Below are 22,008 nucleotides of genomic sequence, written 5' to 3'. Positions count from 1 at the left end.
TTTTTGCACCCCCTGTTTTCTCTCAGTTAGGGAAAACCAAAGATATACGGGCAACACTCTTTATGAGATGCCATATATGCCGGTTTTGAAATTGTATTTTTAACTCAAAAAATGAGCGAACGTTGCGTATCAGGACGTTTCTACTCAAATGTTAAACTTGATATGCACGATGTCCCCATCCTGTACCACATACGTTTTGCCTTCCAGGCGGAGTTTGCCGGCATTTTTCGCCCCCACCATGCCCCCCAACGCCACCAACTCCTCATACGCCACCACCTCGGCACGGATGAAGCCCCGCGCCAGGTCCGTGTGAATCGTCCCCGCCGCCTCCACCGCCGTCGCCCCCCGGTTCACCGTCCACGCCCGCACCTCATCCTCCCCCACCGTGAAGAAGGATTGCAGCCCCATCAACTCATAGCTGAGAGCGACCACGCGCCCCAGACTTAACTCCTCCACCCCATACTCCGCCATGAACATCTCCAAATCGTCCCCCGTCAACTGCGAAAGTTCCATCTCCAGCTTGCCGCGCAAGTGCGTGACCACGCTATGCGCCACGGGATAGTCAAGCGGGATTTCCTCCTGGTCGTCCCCGATATTCACCACCACGAGGACCGGTTTCAGCGTGAGGAACCCATACCCGCGCAACGATTTCTCTTCCTCTTCGCTCAATTCCAATTCCCGCAGCGGGCGCTCCACCAGCAGCGCCTCGTGCAGCCGTTCAAACAGCGCCAGTTCCGTCTGCGCCTCCGCCTTGTTGCCTTTGAACGCCCCTTTGCCCAACCCCTCCCGCAGTCGCGCCAGTTTTCCCTCAACCGTAACCAGGTCGCTGAAAAGAAATTCGGTATCCAGGGCTTGCAGGTCGCGCGCGGCGTTGACGGAACCGTCGGGATGGGGCACGAGATCACTGGCAAAGGCACGCACGACATGGACGAAGCCGTCCAGCCCGGACAGATGGTTGAGGATGGCCCCGCTGAATCCCCCTTTTTCGCTGGCGCCTTTTTGAATGCCGGCAACATCGGAATAAGTCACCTTCGCATATGTCGTCTTTTTAGGCTGGAACATCTCCGTCAGCACGTCCACGCGCGTGTCCGGCACGTCCACCACCGCCGATAAAACCTCAAATCGTCCCCCCATGCTCTGCCCCGTAGGCGCGTTCCCGCGCGTCAGGGCATTAAAAATCGTCGTTTTGCCCGCGCCTGGCAGGCCAATAATGCCTAGTCTCATGATTCCTTCCTGCTTTCATGGTTCGATAAATGCCGGCACACCCCCCAGCCCTTGAGTATATCAAATTTCGCCAGCGGGAACCTTTTCCGCCCAAGTCACGTCATAACGACATAGCTTGCGCTAAATTTCACAAACAGCAAAGCCACGCTTTGTTCAAGGAGAAACAACTGATGTCAAACAATTACCACAAATTTACCACCCTGCTCGTCACCCTTTCGCTGATCCTTATTCTTGGCACAGCCTGCATTTCCGGCGGCGAATCTGCCGCCCCGGAAGACAACCTGGATGGCACGCAATGGATACTCACGGCGATGGGGCCGGAAAGCAACCCGACCACGCCGCTGCCTGACGCGCCCATTGATCTCGCCTTCAAGGATGCCAGAGTGCTGGGAACCGGCGGCTGCAACCGTTATTTCGCCGACTACACTCTCGCGGCCAAGGATAAAATAACCATTGGTTTGCCTGGCGTCACGATGATGGCCTGCCGGCAAGAAATCATGGACCATGAAAGCCAGTACCTTGCCGCCCTGCAAAATGCCACATCCTATACATTGACCCAAGACACGCTGCGCATTTTCTACCCGGACGGCGTGCTGCAATTCGCCGCCTTTGTAGAACCTGCCGACCTGCCCCTCGAAGGAACCGTCTGGCAGTTGACGACATTCGTCACCGCGGACACAGCTCGCTCCCTGCTCAACGGCACGGAAATCACGGCCACCTTCGCGCAAGGCCAGGTCAACGGCAGCGCCGGCTGCAATCGCTACTTCGCCGATTACGAAACCAACGGCGAAACCATCACATTCTCCCCGCCCGGCAGCACGCGCATGGCCTGCGCCCCGGAAATCATGGACCAGGAGAACGAATTTCTGGCGACGATGCAGGCGGTCACCTCGTTCCAGATTGTCGGGGAACAGATCACATTGTCCGGCGAGATGGGCACGCTCATCTTTCACGGCACGCCGGTTGACGAGTCCGCGCCCTGATCCCATCCCCCGGCAAGCACGCACGCACAAAAGGCCGCCCCGCGCGGCCTTTTTTCTCTCCCCCTCACCCACTCTTATAAGCAACCACCCCATACGCCCGCGGCTTCGCCACCACCCGCCCAAATCCCGCCTCTTGCAACCGCCGCACCACGCCCCTCGTGATATTCGCGCCGCTCTTGCTGCTGGGGTCGCCAATGTAATGAAACAGGCGCCCCCGCGCCCGCAGCACGCGATACGCTTCTTCATAAAAATGCCGGGAATACAACTCCCCCGCCAGGCTAAAGGTCGGCGGATCATGCAAGATGCAGGAAAACGTCCCTGCCGCGAATGTCTCAATCACTTCATAGCTATCACCCATAATCTGGCGGATTTTGGCGTTACGAAACAGACCTTGCGACCAGGGATTGCGCCGGCAAATCCCCTGCGCCGCCGCGTCCAACTCCACCGTCACCACCTCGTCCGCCGTCTTCGCCGCCTCGATGGCCGTATACCCCAATCCCGTGGCCGTATCCAACAGGCGCCCGCGCGGCGTGCCCAATGCCTTGATTTTATTCAGGGTATCTCGGTGCGGATCAATCCCCTTGATACGGTGCATGGGAAACCCCGCCACCAGCATCGTCGGCGCGCCCTCCGTCGGCAACAGGCTGTAAAACCGCCCGGTCATTTGCGAAAAAGCGCGGATCGGAACGATTTCCCCCGCCAGGACCTCATAGCAGGCGGTGGGATTGTCCGCGATCTCCGCCACTTGCGCCCAGGACACCATCACGCCCTCCGCCAGCCAGACGCCATCCGTCCCCGGTCGCGCGGTCATCGTCGTCATGCGCAGATCAATAGAAGACACGACCTCCGTCAGCCCCGCTTCTCGCGCCCGCAGCATCTCCGCCGCCTGGAAATGGGAAAGCACCATCAACATATCGCCGCCTCACGTCGCCGCAATTGCCGCCGCAATTCGCCGCGCCTCAAGTCCAATTTCGCGCAGCATCCCCGTGGGCGACGCGTAAAATCCGCAGAAATACAACCCCGGCAGCGCCGCTTCGCTCCCGCTGACCAGTGGCACGCCCACCGCGTCCGTCACTTCCGCCGCCGGGCGCAGGAAATCCGCCAGCGCCGGTCGGTATCCCGTCGCCAGCACCACGGCGTCAAAGTGCGCCTGCCGCCCGTCCGTAAAGACCACACCCTCCGGCACAAAATGGTCAATGCCCGGAAAGAGGCGCACCTGCCCTTGCCGAATCAACCGCATGGTCCCCACGTCCAGCAGGGGGATGCGCGCGTGTTCGCGCATTTGCGTGTTGGGGCCATAGGGCAACTTGCGCAGCCCAGCGCGGGTGAGATCGCCAATCGATAGGCGCAGCAGGGGCGCGGCCAGGAAATCCGCCACAGGCGCGGGGAAAAGGCTCAGGGCAATTCCCCACCCCAAAATGGGAATGCCCAGCAGGTCTCTTGGCACGACATTGACGGCGCTGCGCACGGCCAGCGCCGGCCTGGCGCCATGTTCGTGCAAATCAATGGCAATCTCCCCGCCGGAATTGCCGAATCCCACCACCAACACCTCCCCACCGCGAAAAGGCGCCCCATTGCGATACGCCGAACTGTGCAGCACCGGCCCCGCGAACGCCTCCTGTCCCGGCCAGGTGGGCATATGCGGCTGGCGTGTGTAACCCGTGGCAATCACCAGATGGCGCGACCGATAGCACGTATCCGCCGTGCGCGTCTCCCAGCTTTCCGCCCCCTGGCGCACGTCAATCACCGTTTGCTCAAAGTGCGGCTGCAACTGGAAGTGCGCCGCATACTGCTCCAGGTAATCCACCACCTGCTGCCGCGACGGATAACGCGGATAATCGCGCGGCATCGGCCAATAGGGCAGCCCGGAGAGGCCCCGACTGGTGTGCAAATGCAACCGTTCGTAGTGTCGTCGCCACGCGGCTCCCACCTGCTGCGCCTGCTCTAGCAGCACAAACGGCACATCCGTCCGTCGCAGACACGCTCCCACGGCCAAACCCGCCGCGCTCGCGCCCACGATCACGGTATCCGTCGTCACTACCACCCCCGGTTGTTCATCCATTTTCGCTGCCAATCTATTCCTCCTGTGCGGGAATCCATCAACACGGCTCTCCCAACATCGGATCTAATTGTATCCAAATCACGCGGATCAAGCCTGCGTCCTTGCACATTGCCCCACGCGCGGCTACATTACGGTAGTGAAATGCCGGCATCCCTGGCCCACACAACACAGATTCTTGTCCTATCCGCGTTCATCCGCGTCCCATTGACGAACCACTGCCCACTATCCCCGAAGGAGACGTCATGCGCCACAGCGCACCACGATAAATGGGAACACCTTCCCGGAAACTATTACCCAGGGCCATCATCCGTGACGAAGCTTCCGGGAAGATCCTTTTCAGAGGAGACTTCACGCGCCGCGGCGCACCACCATCAATAACAACATCTTCCCGGAAGCTGCTCCCCAGGGCCATCATCCATGACAAAGCTTCCGGAAAAGTTATTCTCGAAGATCATTTTCGAAGGAGAAACCCCAACCATGAAAAAACTCGCCCGCGAATACCCATTCACCTACCATCTCGAAGTCGAATTTCGCCATCTCGACCCCATGGGGCACGTCAACAACGCCGTCTTCTTCACCTACATGGAAAGCGCGCGCGTGCGTTACTTCACTAAGTTCTTTGAGCTAGGAACCAGCCCCCTGGACATGCCCCTCATCCTGGCCGAAGCCAGTTGTACCTACAAATCCCCCGCTTACTTTGGCGAGGAACTCACAGTCGGCGTCGCCATCACCGAGTTTGGCAATCGCAGTTTCCGCATGGCCTACCGCATTGATGGCGATGAGGATCGCCTGATTGCCCGCGGCACCACCGTCATCGTCATGTACGATTACAGCGTCGGCCGCTCCGTGCCCGTCCCCGAAGAATTCAAGCAAGCCGTACACGCTTTTCAAAAAGATTGGCGACTGCTGTCCGAATAAGCCCTATGCTCACGCCCGCCAACCGTGGTCCCGTGCCCCTGCCGCTGCGCCGCCGCTGGGTCCTCACCGCCGTCGCCTACACCCTCGCCCTTCTGGGTCTCCACCAGACTCTCTCCGCCTCCTGGGGTTTCGACTATGCGAATAAGTGGGCGTTCACGGCGGCGCTGGCGCTGGGTCTGCTCCTCTGGCTCTTGCACCGCTATCTGCCCCTCAACCACGCCCCAGACGGCATCACGCCCCGTGCTACCCTCGGTCCGGGCAATGCGCTCACCCTACTGCGTGGCGGACTCGTCGGCCTGATGACCGGCTTTCTCTTTTTGCCGTCGCCGCCAGGCTGGCTCGGTTGGCTCCCCGCCGCGCTCTACACCGCCTCCGCTTTTATCGATCTGTTCGATGGCTTCGCCGCTCGCCGTGCCGGCCACGCCACCCGGTTGGGCGAGGTTCTGGACGTGGAGTTTGACGCCCTCAGTGTGCTGCTGGTAGCCGCCCTCGTCGTCTGGTATGGCAAACTCCCCTGGTGGTTCCTGCTGCTGGCAACTTTTCGCTACCTCTACATGCTCGGCCTGCACGCGCGCGCCCGTCGCGGCCTGCCCAACGCCCCCAGCCCCCCCAGCGTCTTCCGCCGCGCCGTCGCCGGCGTCTTCATGAGCTTCCTCACCGTCCTTCTCTGGCCCATCGTCCGCCCCCCCGGAACCACCATCGCCGCCATCGTCTTCTGCCTTCCCTACACCGCCATTTTCCTGCGCGATTGGCTCGTCGCCAGCCACGCCGTAGACCTCCACGCCCCCGCCTACCGCCGCTTTTGGCTCCGGCCCGTCCGGTTCGCCCAGACCTGGCTGCCCCTGGTCCTGCGCGCGCTGCTCCTCGGCCTTCTCCTCCTCGCCTTCGCCAACGACCTGCGCCCCGCCTGGACCCCCTTTCTGCAAACGGGCTTCCACCTCACCGCCGCGCCCCCGCTGCTGGCCGCCCTCAACACCCTCACCCTGCTCGCCATCCTCCTCGTCGTCCTCGGCATCCTCCCCCACTTCACCGCCCTCTGGCTCATCCTCGCCGCCGCCGCCGACATCCTCGGCGCGGTCCTCACCTGGCCCAACGCCCTCCTCCTCGCCGCCGCCTGCGCCCTCGCCCTCCTCGGCGGCGGCCGCTTCGCCCTCTGGCAGCCCGACCACCACGGCATCTTCCACCACCGCATGGGAGAAAACCAGGGGGCGCAAGGCGGAGGGAAGAAGGTTAACCCTCCATGAAAAGCCGCTGACTCCTCTCATGTGAGTGGGTAATGCGTGGGTCCCATCATCCCCGTAGGACAATTCGGCGAATTGTCCTACGCCTTATCACCCGCGACAATCTCCAATCAAAAACTGTGGTCACGTTGCGCGCACATTCTGGCACAAGTCAACGTTTGCAAAACCGTTTCCTGCTAACTGCTGCCCACAACCGGTTGCGCGGGGAGCAGCATTTGTGCCTCGATTACTTCCCGGTCCGGGACGGAAGCCAGCGCCAGGCAATCCAACAACAGGCGGTTTGCGTCCAGGTAGGATGCGAGCAAATCAACCTGCGCTGTAGACAGTTCCCAAAACTGCACCAGGCCCCAATGCCGCAGCAGGATTGCTTCTACTTCGAACACAAACGATTTCCAGGCGGCGGCGCCGGCATCTTCCGCCGGCGCGGAAAGTCTTGTCAACGCGGTTCGCAGCCAATCTGGCACTTCCTCCTGGCCGCTCCAGGTCCGCAAATGCTGAATGACGCCGACTGTGTCCGCAGGTAGATCGCGCAGCAAACCCCAATCATAGGTGACAGCGAGGGCGCGGGCGAGGGCGAGGGCGAGGTAAAGCAGCAAAGCGCGCAGCGCGGGCGGCTTAAAGCCGCTCCACGACTGCGCGCTTTGCTGCGCACCCCATCGCAGCATCTCTGTCACCACCGGGTCTTCCGCCACCATGCGCGCCAGCGCCGCCAGGTACTCCCCGGCAAATGCCTGCGCGTCATAAAGCATCCCCGCCGTGAGCAAAAACACCTCGCGCCAGCGGCCATCCCCGACGCGCTGCATCAACCGCGGCAGCGTGTCCGCGGCCGCATTGTCCACAATGTAGCGCGCCGTAAAATACTCTTGCAGCGTCAGGTGAGAGAAGGAATACAGATCATCCGTCTGCGCCACCAGCAAACCATGTTGGGCCGCTATTTCCCCAATGACAGCGGTCGCATTCACCTCTCGCGGCGGCAGCTCGGGTGGATATACCTGCCCATATTCCTGTCGCTGCTGCGCCATCAGCGTTTGCCGCCACGTCTGCCAGAAATCTCGCACCAGCGCAACCAGCCTTGGCTGGGGAATAAAATACTGCCCCTGCGCAAAGGTATGATACGCCAGGTGGGCTAATAGCTCATCCTTTCTCTTGGGCGTCAACTGCCCATAAGCGGAATCCCGTTTGACACCGCGTTCGCCGTCCCACTGCGCCAACACCACGCGCAGCGCGCGACTATACAACTCGCCGCGCTGGCGGGGAAAGGTAGGCTTTTCGGCATAAGCAATGCACAGCAGCGCCAGCAGCAGCGGTGTGCGCGTCAATTCACGAATACTTTGATGCTCATTCTTCTCCAGTTCCCGCAGCAAACTGTCGCCGCGAGCCGCGTCTGCGTCAAACCAGTTGCGCACAAATGTATTCACCTGGGATTCGGTGAAGTCAGCTACCTGAACATAGGTAACATGCTCAAATCGTCGCGTCTCCGCATGGGGGCGGCAGGTCACGAGAATGACGCTCTCCCCGCTCCTCTTTTGCAGATCGGCTATTTCGTCGTTGACAGCATTCCGCCGCTCCGACAGTACCTCATCCAGGCCGTCCAGCAGCAGCAACACCCGCCCCTGGCGCAGCCAGTCATCCAGCCTGTCCTCCCCATCAGGAAAACCGCCCAGCGTCAACTGGTGCGCCGCCAGGCTAAACAAGCTCCCCTCCCATGAATTCATGCGCCGCAATTCCACGTAAAGGGGAATTCTGGCAGGCGCAAGCGTCTCCCGCGCCGCTCGCAACGCCAGCCAGCGCAGAAACGTCGTCTTGCCCACCCCTGGCTGTCCCACCATGAACAGGCGATTCGTTTGCGCCAGTATGGCAACCCCTGCAGTGCGATCGTTTTCAGTAAAGGAATTACGCCTGTGCGCAAACAACTGCTCTCGTTCCGCTGTGTCTTCTTCACGCCAATAACGCTCTTTGCGCAGCACGTACACATCCGTGTAGATAGATTCCAAAGGCACAGGGCGCGTCATGCTCAAGACGCGCATCGTGTCATACTGCGCCTGCACCCAATCCAGGTAATTTTGCAAAGCAGCGTCTTCGTCAAATTGGGGTATGTCCGGCTCCCGTTCGCTCAGACTCCCGATCTGCCGCAACAACTGCTCTAACTGCTCCAAACGGCCCAACACAAGGGTGTTATGGAGCGTGTTTTGGGTCACCAGCATTTGCAGCCGATCACTTTGCGCGGCATCCAGGAGGCTGATCGCCCGATATAGCTCCCGCTTTGTGGGCAAATCCTGCAGACGCGCCGTCGCCAGTTTCGTCTGACTCAACGTCGCCTGCAAGATAGCCTCTATCTCGTCCAGCGACGGGTCATCCTGGCTGGCAATCTGCATCAGAATATCCGCCAGAACATTGCCGCTAATTGCGGCCACCAGACTCGCCAAAACAGGAAAGGCTGTTTGCAAGTCATCAAGATTAGCAGGGAAAAGACAATATATTGCGGCTGCCGCTGCGCCAATTGCCACAGTTCCCGCTAATTCAGATGCACCTTCAAAGGATTTAGCAAAGTGCAACAGGCGGGAAAAGGCGGTCTGGCGCTTCTCTTCTGTCAATTCCGATTGCGTCATGTTTGCTCCATGAAGAAGGCTATGTGAATCTGGCGAGATTCTACCAGACCCGTGCATCGTGGGCTATACTGCCTGTCGAAACTGACACAGTGGGTATTCGGAGATGGGGCAGCAACAGAAGCGACCACGTAGATGAGCAGAAGAAAACGCTTTCGGCAAACGATAGTACCATTGCTTTTCTGGTTGGCGGCGGGGGGGTTGGTGTGGCTGGCGCTGCGGGGGGTGTCGTGGCGGGAGGCGGTGACGGCGCTGCGGGGGTTGGATGGGGGGAAGGTGGCGGCGCTGGTGGGGATGAACGGGTTGCTGCTGACGCTGATGAACGGGCGCTGGTGGCTGGTGCTGCGGGCGCAGGGGCAGCGGTTGCCGTTCTGGCGGCTGTTCGCTTACCGACTGGGGGCGTACAGCATCAGTTTCTTCACGCCGGGGCCGCAGTTTGGCGGTGAGCCGTTCCAGGGGCTGATGCTGACGCGACGGCATGGGGTGGCGCAGGGAATGGCGGCGGCGACGGTTACGCTGGACAAGGCGCTGGAGTTGGTGGTGAGCTTCTCCTTCCTGGCGGTGGGGATTGGCGTCGTGGGACAGCGGCGGCTGTTGCCCGAACTAACCGCGCCCGCGCTGCCGCTGGCTTTGGGTTTGCTGGCAATGCCGGCATTCTTCCTCACCAGCACCATCAGCGGCAAATACCCCCTCAGCGGCGCATGGCGGCGGCTCCCGCGTCGCTGGCAAAGCCGTTTCCCGCAGTTTAGTGCCGGCATACAGGAGACAGAAGCCATTGTGGGCACATTTTGCCGCACCTACCCACGAACGCTGGCGTTGATACTGCTGCTGTCCGTGGCGGCATTCCTGGTCCTGATCGCCGAATACTGGCTCATGCTGCACTTCCTCGGCGCGACCCTGACGGCCACAGAGGTGATCATGGCCTTCACAGTGGTCCGCCTCAGCCTGCTCGCACCCACGCCGGGGGCGCTAGGAGCCGTGGAAGCCGGGCAGGTGCTGGCACTGGGGGCGCTGGGCTACAACCCGGCCGTGGCCATCAGCCTCAGCCTGATCAGCCGGGCGCGCGACGTGGGGTTTGGGCTGCTTGGATTGGCCTATGCCGGCTGGCAATGGCAAAACCGGCGACCTGGGAGCCATCGCTGAATCCCGCGCATTGCGCGCAACAGAGCAACTCCATCCGCCTGAAGGGGTTATCTCAGGTAAAGACGCATCCAAAAATAAATCGGGGAATCGTTGGATGCGTGTGCATTAACCCCCTGGCCCGCAAAACGGCGAGTCGTTTTGGGACGGTCACGAAGCGGTCGGGCCGTGCCGCGCCACATCTATCATTCCGTCATGCGCATGATCGCCTCAGTCGCGGGAATGGGTGAGCCATGCGCCCCCTGCTTCCATTCGTATCACGCAAAACAAGGAGAACATCGTGAACACCAAGATGCTGACCATCATTCTCACCATTGTTACCGGCTTGATTCATCTGTTGCTGGGAATTGCCTTCCTTGGAGACGGCGGCACGCTGCCAATACTATTCATCCTCAATGGGATTGGCTACCTGGCATTGTTGGCAGGGCTGTATTATCTACCGCAACTGGCAGACCAGCGCAGCATGATCCGGTATGGCTTGATGGCTTTCACCGCCGTGACAATTGTGGCGTATTTTGTCGTAAACGAGGCTCCATTTGCCAGTCTGTTTGGCTTATTCGACAAGGTTGTGGAAGTGGTGTTGATCGTTGTTTTGTGGATGGGACGAGAGGCATAGGCGCTGTCGCCAGACGTTGCCTGACCTGAATCAGGCCACGTCATCTCGTGACTGGCGTGGAATTGTCGTATAATTCCTACATGAACATGCTCGACGAGCAACAATTCCAGATAAGGGGGATGGACTGTGCCAACTGCGCGGCCACTTTGGAGAAAGGCGTGGCGCAGTTGGCAGGCGTGGGCCAGTGCCACGTCAATTTTGCCACGGAGATGATGCGGGTCGGGGGCACGGTCGCACCCGAATCCGTGGTAGCGCGCGTGCGCGAATTGGGGTACGACGTAGCGGCGACAGACACGCCCCGCGACGCCGCCGCCACGCCCACGCCCCGTTTTCTGGCATTTCTGTGGCAGCAGCGGGACACGCGGCTGGCGCTCTTGGGAGCCATTCTTATCCTGCCGGGCCTGCTCTTCAACGAACTGCTGCCCTTTCTGGGCTGGGAACACCCGCTGCTCAACGTTACCTCCATCGCGGCCATGATGGTGGCGGGGTATCCCATTGCCATGAGCGCGTGGCGCGCCCTGCGCATCAACCGGGAAATCAACATCAATGTATTGATGACGATTGCCAGCCTGGGCGCGGTCGCCATTGGCGCGTACACCGAAGGGGGGCTGGTGATGGTGTTGTTTGCCATTGGCGAGGCGCTGGAAGGGTACACGGCGCAGCGGGCGCGAAACGCGATTCGCGCCTTGATGGCTGTAGCGCCACAGGAGGCGGTGCGGCGGCACGTCTGCGTCGATTGCGCCGAACACCTGGGGCAGGATGGCTACACCGGTGGACCGTGCCCGTTTTGCCCACCATCCGAGCAGCGCGTGTCCGTGGCGGCGCTGGCGGTGGGGGATGAGATTATCGTTAAGCCGGGGGAACGCATCCCCATGGATGGCGTGATCATCAGCGGGGCGTCGAGCGTGAACCAGGCCCCAATTACGGGGGAGAGTATGCCCGTAACGAAAAGGCTGGGGGATGAGGTGTACGCGGGGGCCATTAACCTGGAAGGGGCGCTGATCCTGCGCGTGACGCATCTGGCGGCGGATAATACGATTAGCCGCGTGATTCAGATGGTGGAAGAGGCGCAGGAGAAACGCGCGCCGGCGCAGCGCCTGGTGGACCGGTTCGCCCGCGTGTACACGCCGGCGGTTGTCGCGCTGGCCGTGTTGGTGGCCGCGATCCCGCCTCTGGTCTGGGGGCAACCGTTCCTCAACCCCGACGCCACAACCCACGGATGGTTGTACCGCGCGCTGGCGCTGCTGGTGGTGGCCTGCCCGTGCGCGCTGGTGATCAGCACGCCGGTGAGCCTGATCAGCGCCATCAGCAATGCGGCTCGTCACGGTGTCCTCGTCAAGGGAGGCGCGTTTCTGGAGGCGTTGGCGGGCGTGCGCGTGATGGCTTTTGACAAGACGGGCACGTTGACGGCGGGGAAGCCGATGGTGGTGATGGTGCGGGCGGTTGAATGCCGGCATTCCGGCAATGAAAACTGCGAACCATGCGACGATTTACTGGCACTGGCCAGCGCCGTTGAGCAGCGGAGCGAACACCCCATGGCTTACGCCCTGGTGCAGGCGTCGGCGGCGCGGGGGGTGCAGCATCGGTACGCGGCAGACGACGTGACGGCGCTGGTGGGGCGCGGCGTATGGGGACAGGTCAATGGGCAGCGGGTGACGGTGGGCAGCCACGGTTATTTTGATGAGGAACTGCCGCATCCGCAAATAGATTGCCTGGCGGCGGAGGAAGCGGCAGGCAACGGCCAGACGCCGCTGTTGGTGAGCATGGGGGAGGATTATCTGGGGTATATTACGGTGGCGGATACGGTGCGGGACTCGAGTCGGGCGGCGATACAAGAGTTGAAGCAGGCGGGCATCCATCACCTCATCATGCTCACGGGGGATAATGAGGCGACCGCGCGCCAGGTTGGGGCGGAAGTGGGGGTGACAGAGGTGCGGGCGGAGCTGCTGCCTGCCGGCAAATTGCAAGCAATCGAGGCATTACGCCAACAATATGGCCCCGTGGCCATGGTGGGGGATGGGATCAACGACGCCCCGGCCCTGGCGCGCGCGGATGTGGGTATCGCCATGGGCGCGGCGGGCACAGCGCAAGCGATGGAAACGGCGGATGTGGCGCTGCTCAGCGACGATTTGAGCAGACTGCCGTTTGCCGTGCGTCTCAGCCGCGCCGCTATGCGCACGATTCGCGTGAACGTGGCGATCAGCCTGGGGCTGAAGCTGGCATTTATGCTGCTGGTGCTGCAAGGGGCGGGAACGATGTGGATGGCCGTGCTGGCGGATGTGGGCGCGTCGCTGTTGGTGACGCTCAATGGCATGCGCCTGCTGCGACGACCGACGACGCTAGGGGACGGACATTAAATAAGACGACGACGTTGTTTCCTTGCCGTTCCTTCAAACTGACCATGCAATTTCGCACGTTATTTCATCGTCAGTCCTAACGAGCCAAAACGCGGAACCGGGAAGCTACCAGGCCAGGGGTGAATAAGGACACACCGGACATGGGCGTTTGGGGGAGTGGCGGCTTCAGCCGACCCGCAGAGGGGAACCGGCTAAAGCCGCCATTCCGAAACAGAAGGCATGGTAGCGGGTATCTGGAGAGTTAAGGGGCGGTGATGCCTGCCGGCATTTTATACATCGAAGGCAGCCGATAAATCCGATACACCGGCGTCTGCACCCAGATCGCATAATTCTCGCTGCCATCCACCGCCCGCTCTGAGGCCACCGCCTGACCGGGTGCTTGCGGCAGCGTCCCCGTGGCAAAGAAATAATCCCCATTCGCCAACCGCTGCGCACTGCCAAACCCATCCGCATAATACCCCAGGTCCGCGTTCACATGCAGCGTGGCCGTCATATTTTGTTCGTTGAGCTGGTATACCTGACCGCGACTGTAACACATCCCCCCCGACTCGCAGCGCGTATTACCATTGTCGTACATCGTCATAATGCCATTTGCGAGCAAACCGGTATCGTGCGGGTGGCTAAACCAGGGCCACGGGTCGCCATTGCCTCCCTGGAGGGCAAAATCACCCTCGTTACCCAGTCGCCAGATCACGTCCCCGCTGCCTTGACCATCCTGATAGTCAATTTTCACGACCCAATCCTGATTGCGCAGCGAGAGAAGCAGGCTGTGGTCCTCGGGGGCGTATTCCAGCGTGTTGGTGTGCAGCCAGTCGTTGGCTTCCTCCGCCAAAAACAGGGGTACGCACCAATCATCTGTTTGCAGGCACTTCTCGTCCAGCACGGCGATGCGCTGCACGTCCAGGTGCGTAAAGGAATCCCACACCCAGACAAGGTCCATCTGTTCGTCAAAAACCAGCACGTAATCGCCGAGGATGTCCACGAGTCCCGGCCCCTGCACGTCTTCCATTAGCCGCTCGGTGCTGGCGAGGACGGCGGTGTAGCCGTTGGGCAGGCGGCGAGAGTCGTGATGGAAGACGCCCATGGGTGGGTAGCCCAGTTCCGCCAGTTTGACGTTCATGCTGTGGGCGTTCGTTTCGCGGATGATATTGCCGGCAACATCGAACTCACTCCAATACACACTCCGCATCGTCCCATCCCCCGGATTCGCCAACATGGTCCCTTCTGACGTGGGGCGAAACAAGATGAGCCAGTTGGGCATCGGTTTCTCGTAATACCAGACGACGTTCCCCTGCAAATCCGTGGCCATGGGCACATTGCCCGGCCAGTTGGGACCAACCAGCGCCAACGAATAATAGAGCAAATCCTCGCTGCTTGTGCCGGCATCAGGGGGATTGATCACAACCGTTTGCGGCAACGGCAGAGGAACCACGCCACTCGTAAAAATGCGCAGCGGGCTGCTGCCCAAATAACCCCCTTTCGCATCAAACCGCTGGTTGATCAGGAAATAGGTTGTCTGCTCATGCAACCCAGCCACGTAGAAGTTCATGCTATGTCCGGGGCGGCAGGGCCGCGACGGAATAATCGCCGGCGCGCCGCCACTGACCGCGCGGAAAATGACGCGCATCGTCTCCCCGGCGGCACAACCAGGGGCGCTATACAACGCAATAAGAGCGTTGTCGGTGGCCGTAACGACGGGCACGGCGGTGGCGCGTGGCAGAAATTCATACGGCACGGACACAGTCTGCGTCTCACCGGTGTTCAGGTTGCGCATGGTGGCTATGAGGGTGTATGCACCATCGTCAATGGTGGTCCAATCGAACGTCTGGCGCGTGGTGAAGTCAAAGACGAGCCGCTGCGGGCTATCGGGCGCAACAACCGCGAAGGAGAAATCAACCGGAGCGGTCTCGTCCGTGGCGACGGTCCAGGTGATAGGCGTGCCCACGTACTGGCCAGAGGGCAGGCTGGGCGTTAACGTGAGAAGAGGGGCTGCCACGGCCCGCGCACGCGCGCCAGCAACGACGACAAGCAGGGCAAAGAAAAAACTTAATAAGACCGGTCGAACACTTTTTTTCATTCTGTAGCTCTCCAATAAGTGGTCATTGGTAACGACTAACGTCCTCTGGAGATTGGGCCTATTTGAAATGGGTCCAATCTGGCTTAGCAGTTAGTGGACATATGGTGGCCGGAGTCCCGGCTTTAGCTGGATCAAAGCCATAGGCAGGCCGGCTGAAGCCTCCACGCCAAAAACGCCCGTATCCAGCATCGTATGATAAACGTGACTTATACGACACCCTCACAACGCTCGCCCCATTTTTCATCGTCCTTGCTCCAGCACGCACAACGTCCCGGCGCAGGCAAAGCCGCGCGCAGCATCCCAACTAAGACACGTGCTGAGTACGGCGGAGGCCGCGCCGTGGGTCCCGGCGCAGGCAAAGCCGCACGCAGCATCCCAACGCCGTGGTCGATCCCCATAAACCTTTTGGCTCGGCGTCACGAGCAACCATATCCAGCACTATTTACTGGTATTCTTTGACTCGCTCCACAAGTTGATCCCGAAAACCCCCACCAGGCCAGATTTCCGGCAATCAGCTTTTCGTCTCCTGGCGGCATGCGCGCGGCGTTTATGTAACAATGAGACCTCTCTGTCTGGGCGGTTTGTGGTTTCATCAACCGCACATGCCGCCAGACGGGGCGTTTCCAATGGCCTCCGTCACATTATCTCTTGATCGCGGCAACAGCCTATGCGCCCGCCAGTTTGCGCGCACGATCGCGGGCGGCGTGCAGGGCGCCGATGATTTGCTCGCGCAGTGACTCTCTATCGCTCTGGCGGCCAACCATGATCGGCTGACCAAAGACGTAGTAAAGTCGGGAGAAGGGGAGCGTCACCATGTAGCGATCCCAGCGGTTCAGCTCAATCACAGGTTGCGCCGCCGCGCCAAACGGCAGCACCGCCGCCTGCGCCTTTTGCGCCAGGAAAAACACCCCGTCTTTGGGCACAAACGCGGGGCCATCCGGTCCATCGGGGGCAATGACGGAGCGATAGCCCTGTTTCATGCCTTTGATCACCTGCAGAACGGCTCGCCCGGCAGCAACCGGATTGCCCTGCATATCCACGGCATAGGATGGACCTGCGCCGAGTCGCTCTCCGACTCGGTTCAGTGTGACGCCGCGTTCGTCGCCGACGAGGATGGAGCTGTATTCGGCGGTGTTTTCAAAACGGTCAATGTAGTGGACGACCGTCATCACCTGCTGATGCCATAACGCCCAGAGGACGGGCTGGCCGCTGGCTTTGGCGGCTTCGAGGTTTTCCCGCCCTTCCACGATCATGCGCGTGGTGCGGGTGACGAGGCGGATGTACCGGTAGAGCAATTCTCCTTGCAGATTGCCCCACCAATGGTGCCATTTGCTCATGTCTTTCTCGCTTCGTAATAGTTGGCCCTGGCGGCGGCGGTGACACGGTGCAGAGCGTCGGTCAGGGGTTGGGTGATGGTTTCGTATGGGGCGTCAGCGGGCACATCCTGCGGCGCGCCGATCACCAGGGAAATGCGGGCGAAGGGATAGGGCACAACGTAGGTGTCCCAACGGGGGAGGCGATAGCCGCCACGTGTGTAAGCGCCAATGGGGAGAAGAAGGGCTTTCGATTTTTGCGCCAGGTAGGCGACGCCGGGCTTGATGACGTAGGCGGGGCCGTCGGGGCCGTCGGGCGTGATGTAGCAGTCATGCCCTTGCTTGACCATGCGTACGAGGCGGGCAAACGTGCGGGCCGCCGCCAATGTTTCATCCCCTTTGAGGTTCATGGGAAAGGGTTTTCCACCCAGTTTTTGCGCGAAAACGTTGAGGGCGTCGCCGCGCCAGTCGTCGGGCATCATCAGGACCAGCCGGCTCATGTCATACTGTTGCAGGAAGTATCCGGCCAACATCATGGTCATGCCGTGCCAGGCGGCGAGGATGACGGGACGGGGGTCGCGTTGGGCTGCCTGCCAGTTGTCGTTGCCCTGGACGAGATAGCGGGCCGTGCGATGAACGAGACGGGCTTCCAGGGCCAGGGCGGTTCCTTCTAGTTGGTTGAGCCAGGTTGTCATACCTGTCCGCCTCGCATCAATATGCCGGCACGGACCAGACTCACGCCGAGATACCCATTCGTAAACATAAACCACGTCAGCACAAACGGCCAGAACAGCAGTGACACGGCCATCACGCTCAAAAACACCACCGTCAGCCGCTTGCGCGACACCACCCAGGCCAGGGATGGGAAGCGAATGGTGCTCACCATCAACACGCACAGGGTCAGCAACAGGATGGGGTAGAAGGTATCTGGGAGGAAACCCGTGGGCAGGGAGAGGTCGGACAACACGGCCAGGGCTTGCGTCGCGCCGGCGGTGGAGATGGTTAATCCCATGGAATCGGCTGATCCGCTCAGTTTTGCCGGCAACAAGTTAAACCGCGCCAGACGAAAAGCCCCGGCCATGGGAATCAACGTCACTATGGGCCAGACGAGTACGGGAGACAGGTCGCTCTCCTGCAAACGCATGAAGACAAGCGTGGCCGGGGCCATCCCCAGGCTAACCATATCTACCAGTGAATCCAGTTGGAGACCGAAGTTGCTCCTGGCGTTCAGACGGCGGGCGAGTGCGCCATCAAACATGTCCAGAATGTAGCTTGTCAAGATCAAGGCCCCGGCAAGGCCCAGTTTTCCTGTCGCGGATGAAAAAATGGAGATGACGCCGCACATCAGGGACAAGAACGTGATGCCATTGGGAATGAGATAGCGATATTTACTCGTCATAGGGTACCTCCGCCACAAATTGGGCCAATGGGGTAATGCCCCCATAAACCTGGTCGCCGATGGCGACCAGTACACGTGCGCCGGGGGGTAGGAAGAGGTCCACACGGGAGCCAAAGCGAATCAGGCCAAAGCGCTGACCTGTGCGCAGCGTATCACCAACCTGGGTATAGTTGACGCAGCGGCGGGCGAGAATGCCGGCAATTTGCTTCACCACCACCATCCCATACGCACTCTCAATCACCATGGTAATATGCTCATTAACCTCCGATGCTTCCGGGCGGAACGCCTGCAAAAACTGGCCTGGATGATGCGACCAGGCCACCACCCGTCCGCCAATCGGCGCTCGCTGCACATGGACATCCAGCACGGATAGAAAAATACTGATGCGTGTCGCCTCCCCCTGCCACGTGTGTGGTTCCGGTTCCGTGGCAATCGCCACCACTTTGCCATCACCCGGGCTAACCACCAATCCCGCCTGTTGCGGCGCTACTCGCCGCGGGTCACGGAAGAAGTAGAGAATCAATCCCCACAGCACCCCACCCAGCGCAAACAAACCGCCGCTGAATAGGTTCGGCCACTTGCGCCACAACCAGATCAAGGCAGCCCATACCAGTGACACTGCCAGAATTGTACGCTCGCCCCCTTCCGCAAAAGGCCAGGGGCGATCATTGCCATACTGTTTCATAAACGTCTCAATCTCCCTGACGCAGCATGCGTCCTGGTTTTCATCAACCTGTGGCAACGGTGGGCGCGGCATCGTCAGATTACTTGTATTGTACCGCAACTTACCACGAATCTGCATCGCGCTCACGCAATTTCCCCGCATGGTTACATAGGAGAGTAGTCGGCTGTGGAATGCCGGCATTTTCCCCTTCATTCCCTGATCACCATTGTAAGGATGCGCGTTTTCCACTACAATGGTTGTTATGACAACCCTCGACTGGCAACAACTCCTGCAAGATTGCGTTTCCTTCACGCAGCGTCTCATTCAAACACCCAGCATGTCGCACCAGGAAGCCGCCATCGCCCGGCTTATCCACGCCGAAATGGCGCGGCTTGGCTTCGATGACGTGTGGCTGGACGAAATCGGCAACGTTTGCGGGCGCATCCACGGTCAGGACCGCGCCCTCGGCGCGCTGGTGCTAAACACGCATACCGACCACGTCGACCCTGGCGACCCCGCGCTCTGGCCGGTCCCACCGTATTCCGGGGAGATTGTGGACGGGCGCATTCTGGGGCGCGGCGCTTGCGACATCAAGGGTCCGCTGGCGGTGCAAGTGTATAGTATGGCGGCTTTGAAACGTGCCGGCATTCGACCCCGCCGCGACATCGTATTTACAGGCGTCGTCCAGGAAGAGATCGGCGGCGCTGGCTCCCAATACTGGGTAGACCACCTCAACTACGCCGTGGACCTCGTCGTCATCGGCGAACCCTCCGGCAACACCCTCAGCCTCGGCCACCGGGGTATTCTCGGCCTCTGGGTCACCTTCCACGGTCGTTCCGTCCACGCCAGCGTGCCCCACAAAGGCGTCAACCCCAACTACGCTCTCGCCACCTTCCTCCAACGCCTCTCCGCCAACCAATCTCGCCTCGGCAGCCACGACCTACTTGGCCCCACCACCGTCAGCCCCACCCTGGTGCAGGTAGATACCCAGAGCAAGAACGTCACCCCCGCCTGGACGCGCGTCTTTCTCGACTTCCGCACCGCCGTGGAAAGCGCCAATAGCCTCATGGCCTTCATTGCCGAAACAGCCGCCGGCCTCGACTACACCATCGGCCCCGGGTGGGAAGGCGTAGACATCCCCGCGACCGACGAGCCGATCTTCGGCTACTACACCCCCCCCGATAGCGAACTGGTCGAACGAGTCAGCGCCGCCCTCAGCCGGGGCATGGGGCGGCCTGTCGCTCTGAGCAGCTACCAGTTTGCCACCGATGGACGCCTCTTCACACCCCGCCAGATTCCCGTCGTCGGCTTTGCTCCCGGAGAAGAATACCTGGCGCATACAGTTCAGGAGAGCATTGCCATCGACAGGATGGCCGAAAGTCTGCGTGGCTACGTGCAGCTCCTACAAGAGTTCTGATTTATGATCGCACCGCAAACGGCTCCCTATGGAGCCTGGAGATCCCCCATTACCACGGACATGATTGTGTCCGAAACCATCAACATCGGGCAACTTCAGATTGATGGCCCCGACCTGTATTGGATTGAAATGCGCCCCACGGAAGAAGGACGGTATGTGCTGGTGCGCCGTGGGCGTGAAGGCCACATCGCCGACGTTACCCCCGCGCCGTATAATGTGCGCAGCCGCGTCCATGAGTATGGTGGGCGCGCCTATTTGGTGGTCGATGGCACGGTCTATTTCTGCCATTTTGCCGACCAGCGGCTCTACCGTCAAGACCCGGCCACCTTGCCCGTTCCCATTACGCCACCAGCCTCTTACCGTTATGCGGACTTTGTGCCGGATAGGCGGCGACAACGCCTCATTAGCGTACGCGAGGACCACGGCCAGGAGGGGCGGGAGGCGGTGAACGCAATTGTAGCCGTGGGCGTCAGTGGAGGAGATGGGGGGCAGGTGCTTGTTGCCGGCAACGACTTCTACGCCGCCCCCCGCGTCAGCCCCGACGGCAGCCAGTTATGCTGGCTAACCTGGAACCACCCCAATATGCCCTGGGATGGCACGGAACTGTGGGTCGGCGAATTCCGCCCAGACGGCAAGCTGACCAACGTAAAACGCATTGCGGGCGGCCCTACCGAATCCATCTTCCAGCCTGCCTGGTCTCCCGATGGCATCCTCTACTTTGTCTCCGACCGTACCGGCTGGTGGAATCTTTATCGCTGGCTTGATGGGCACATAGAACCGCTTTGTCCCATGGAAGCGGAATTTGGCCTGCCGCAATGGTCCCTGGGCGCAGCCACCTACACATTTGACTCGCCTGACTACATCGTGTGCATCTATTCGCAACAGGGCGACTGGCAACTGGCGCGCCTGCACACGACGACCGGTGAACGCGAATCGTTTGATTTTCCCTTTACCTGGCTGGCCACGCCATTGGTTAATCAGCAAAAACAGATCATCTTCCTTGCCGGCTCGCCGCGCAGCGAAGCCGCCATCGTGCAGCTTGATCGCCCACGGCGCGAATATCAGATAATTCGCCACTCCAGCCGTGTAACCATTGACGCAAACTATCTTTCCGTGCCACGCGCCATCGAATTCCCCACGGAAAATGACCAGAAGGCCCACGCCTTTTTCTATCCACCACACAACACCGATTTTGTCGCGCCAGCCAGAGAGAAACCACCGCTGCTGGTGATCAGCCACGGCGGTCCCACTTTCGCGGCCCGTCGCACGCTCGACCCGCAAATTCAATTCTGGACCAGCCGCGGATTCGCCGTCTTGGACGTGAACTACGGCGGCAGCACGGGGTACGGGCGCGCCTATCGCCAGCGCCTGAATGGGCAATGGGGCATCGTGGACGTAGATGACTGCGCCAATGGGGCGCTCTACGCAGCGCGGCAGGGATGGGTGGATGGACGGCGGCTGGCGATCCGCGGCGGCAGCGCCGGCGGCTACACAACCCTGGCCGTTCTGGCATTTCGCCGGGTCTTTCACGCCGGAGCCAGTTATTTTGGTGTCAGCGATCTGGAGAGGCTGGCGCAAGAAACGCACAAATTTGAGTCTCGCTATCTGGATCGCCTGATTGGTCCTTACCCGGAAGAGCGCGAATTATACCTGTCCCGCTCCCCGATTCACGCGACAGAGCAGTTTTCCTGCCCCGTTATTTTCTTTCAGGGGTTGGAGGACAAGGTTGTGCCGGCAAACCAGGCCGAAAAAATGGTCGCCGCACTCAAAGCAAAGGGCGTCCCCGTTGCCTATCTCCCCTTTGCCGGTGAACAGCACGGCTTTCGCCGCGCGGAAAATATCAAGCGGTCAATGGAAGCGGAATTGTATTTTTATTCCCGTATATTTGATTTTCCCCTGGCGGACGAGATCGAACCGATAGAGATCGCCAATATAGATTAAATGAAAAGGGTATTCTGGCGTGTACGACGTGCCGTGCAATTTGTGTGAAG

Annotated in this window: 17 protein-coding genes; 8 read left to right on the top strand and 9 right to left on the bottom strand. The window is 60.5% G+C overall.

The genetic code is table 11. The features are described 5' to 3' along the window. Nucleotides 1-144: 144 nt before the first annotated feature. Nucleotides 145-1,224 carry a redox-regulated ATPase YchF gene (ychF, locus tag H6650_05645; protein ID MCB8951479.1) on the bottom strand — a complete coding sequence of 360 codons (1,080 nt, stop codon included), beginning with the start codon at nucleotides 1,222-1,224 and terminating at the stop codon, nucleotides 145-147. A 170-nt stretch (nucleotides 1,225-1,394) separates the two neighbouring features. On the opposite strand from ychF, the gene H6650_05640 reads away from it, so the two are divergent. Further along, on the top strand, nucleotides 1,395-2,207 hold the full coding sequence (locus tag H6650_05640; GenBank protein ID MCB8951478.1) for an META domain-containing protein: 813 nt from the start codon (nucleotides 1,395-1,397) through the stop codon (nucleotides 2,205-2,207). A gap of 64 nt (nucleotides 2,208-2,271) precedes the next feature. Here H6650_05640 and H6650_05635 read toward each other — a convergent pair whose 3' ends face one another. Continuing rightward, nucleotides 2,272-3,120, bottom strand: a complete 849-nt coding sequence (locus H6650_05635; GenBank protein ID MCB8951477.1) for an RsmD family RNA methyltransferase — start codon at nucleotides 3,118-3,120, stop codon at nucleotides 2,272-2,274. Between the two features lie 9 nt (nucleotides 3,121-3,129). Next, nucleotides 3,130-4,269 carry an NAD(P)/FAD-dependent oxidoreductase gene (locus H6650_05630; GenBank protein ID MCB8951476.1) on the bottom strand — a complete coding sequence of 380 codons (1,140 nt, stop codon included), beginning with the start codon at nucleotides 4,267-4,269 and terminating at the stop codon, nucleotides 3,130-3,132. 477 nt (nucleotides 4,270-4,746) lie between these two features. On the opposite strand from H6650_05630, the gene H6650_05625 reads away from it, so the two are divergent. Together H6650_05625 and H6650_05620 are read left to right on the top strand one after the other, a co-directional pair. Next, nucleotides 4,747-5,187, top strand: coding sequence for an acyl-CoA thioesterase (locus H6650_05625; GenBank protein MCB8951475.1), 441 nt, complete (start codon nucleotides 4,747-4,749; stop codon nucleotides 5,185-5,187). 5 nt (nucleotides 5,188-5,192) lie between these two features. Continuing rightward, the gene (locus H6650_05620) at nucleotides 5,193-6,431 is read left to right on the top strand and encodes a CDP-alcohol phosphatidyltransferase family protein (GenBank protein MCB8951474.1); all 1,239 of its coding nucleotides are present in this window, start codon (nucleotides 5,193-5,195) and stop codon (nucleotides 6,429-6,431) included. 173 nt (nucleotides 6,432-6,604) lie between these two features. Here H6650_05620 and H6650_05615 read toward each other — a convergent pair whose 3' ends face one another. Further along, complete coding sequence (locus H6650_05615) at nucleotides 6,605-8,842, bottom strand: NACHT domain-containing protein (GenBank protein ID MCB8951473.1); 2,238 nt, start codon at nucleotides 8,840-8,842, stop codon at nucleotides 6,605-6,607. 327 nt (nucleotides 8,843-9,169) lie between these two features. Here H6650_05615 and H6650_05610 point away from each other — a divergent pair, with 327 nt between their 5' ends. From H6650_05610 to H6650_05600, 3 genes are all read left to right on the top strand, one after another. Further along, nucleotides 9,170-10,177, top strand: coding sequence for a flippase-like domain-containing protein (locus H6650_05610; protein MCB8951472.1), 1,008 nt, complete (start codon nucleotides 9,170-9,172; stop codon nucleotides 10,175-10,177). Between the two features lie 277 nt (nucleotides 10,178-10,454). Then, nucleotides 10,455-10,790 carry a hypothetical protein gene (locus H6650_05605; protein ID MCB8951471.1) on the top strand — a complete coding sequence of 112 codons (336 nt, stop codon included), beginning with the start codon at nucleotides 10,455-10,457 and terminating at the stop codon, nucleotides 10,788-10,790. Between the two features lie 86 nt (nucleotides 10,791-10,876). Beyond that, nucleotides 10,877-13,147, top strand: a complete 2,271-nt coding sequence (locus tag H6650_05600) for a heavy metal translocating P-type ATPase (protein ID MCB8951470.1) — start codon at nucleotides 10,877-10,879, stop codon at nucleotides 13,145-13,147. A 241-nt stretch (nucleotides 13,148-13,388) separates the two neighbouring features. Here the strand turns inward: H6650_05600 and H6650_05595 are convergent, their stop codons facing one another. From H6650_05595 to H6650_05575, 5 genes are all read right to left on the bottom strand, one after another. Beyond that, the gene (locus tag H6650_05595; protein ID MCB8951469.1) at nucleotides 13,389-15,224 is read right to left on the bottom strand and encodes an aryl-sulfate sulfotransferase; all 1,836 of its coding nucleotides are present in this window, start codon (nucleotides 15,222-15,224) and stop codon (nucleotides 13,389-13,391) included. Between the two features lie 665 nt (nucleotides 15,225-15,889). Further along, complete coding sequence (locus H6650_05590) at nucleotides 15,890-16,561, bottom strand: hypothetical protein (protein MCB8951468.1); 672 nt, start codon at nucleotides 16,559-16,561, stop codon at nucleotides 15,890-15,892. After that, nucleotides 16,558-17,232, bottom strand: coding sequence for a hypothetical protein (locus tag H6650_05585; protein MCB8951467.1), 675 nt, complete (start codon nucleotides 17,230-17,232; stop codon nucleotides 16,558-16,560). Before H6650_05585 ends, H6650_05590 begins: the two co-directional genes overlap by 4 nt. Beyond that, entirely contained in the window at nucleotides 17,229-17,936 is a 708-nt protein-coding gene (locus H6650_05580; protein ID MCB8951466.1) for a CDP-alcohol phosphatidyltransferase family protein, read from the bottom strand. The genes H6650_05585 and H6650_05580 overlap by 4 nt, the downstream gene beginning before the upstream one ends. Continuing rightward, nucleotides 17,926-18,621 (bottom strand): phosphatidylserine decarboxylase, encoded by a 696-nt coding sequence (locus tag H6650_05575; GenBank protein MCB8951465.1) that lies wholly within the window; start codon nucleotides 18,619-18,621, stop codon nucleotides 17,926-17,928. The genes H6650_05580 and H6650_05575 overlap by 11 nt, the downstream gene beginning before the upstream one ends. Nucleotides 18,622-18,862: 241 nt before the next feature. On the opposite strand from H6650_05575, the gene H6650_05570 reads away from it, so the two are divergent. Continuing rightward, a complete protein-coding gene (locus tag H6650_05570) occupies nucleotides 18,863-20,017 on the top strand; it encodes a M20 family metallopeptidase (protein ID MCB8951464.1) in 1,155 nt (384 codons plus the stop codon). Nucleotides 20,018-20,020: 3 nt separating this feature from the next. Further along, nucleotides 20,021-21,958: a S9 family peptidase gene (locus tag H6650_05565; protein MCB8951463.1), complete on the top strand. Its 1,938-nt coding sequence runs from the start codon at nucleotides 20,021-20,023 to the stop codon at nucleotides 21,956-21,958. The last annotated feature ends 50 nt before the right edge of the window (nucleotides 21,959-22,008 follow it).

The organism is Ardenticatenales bacterium (assembly GCA_020634515.1).
Classification (GTDB): Bacteria; Chloroflexota; Anaerolineae; order Promineifilales; family Promineifilaceae; genus JAGVTM01.
Note: the sequence above shows the minus strand (reverse complement) of the source record. Positions and strands in the feature narration are given on the sequence as shown.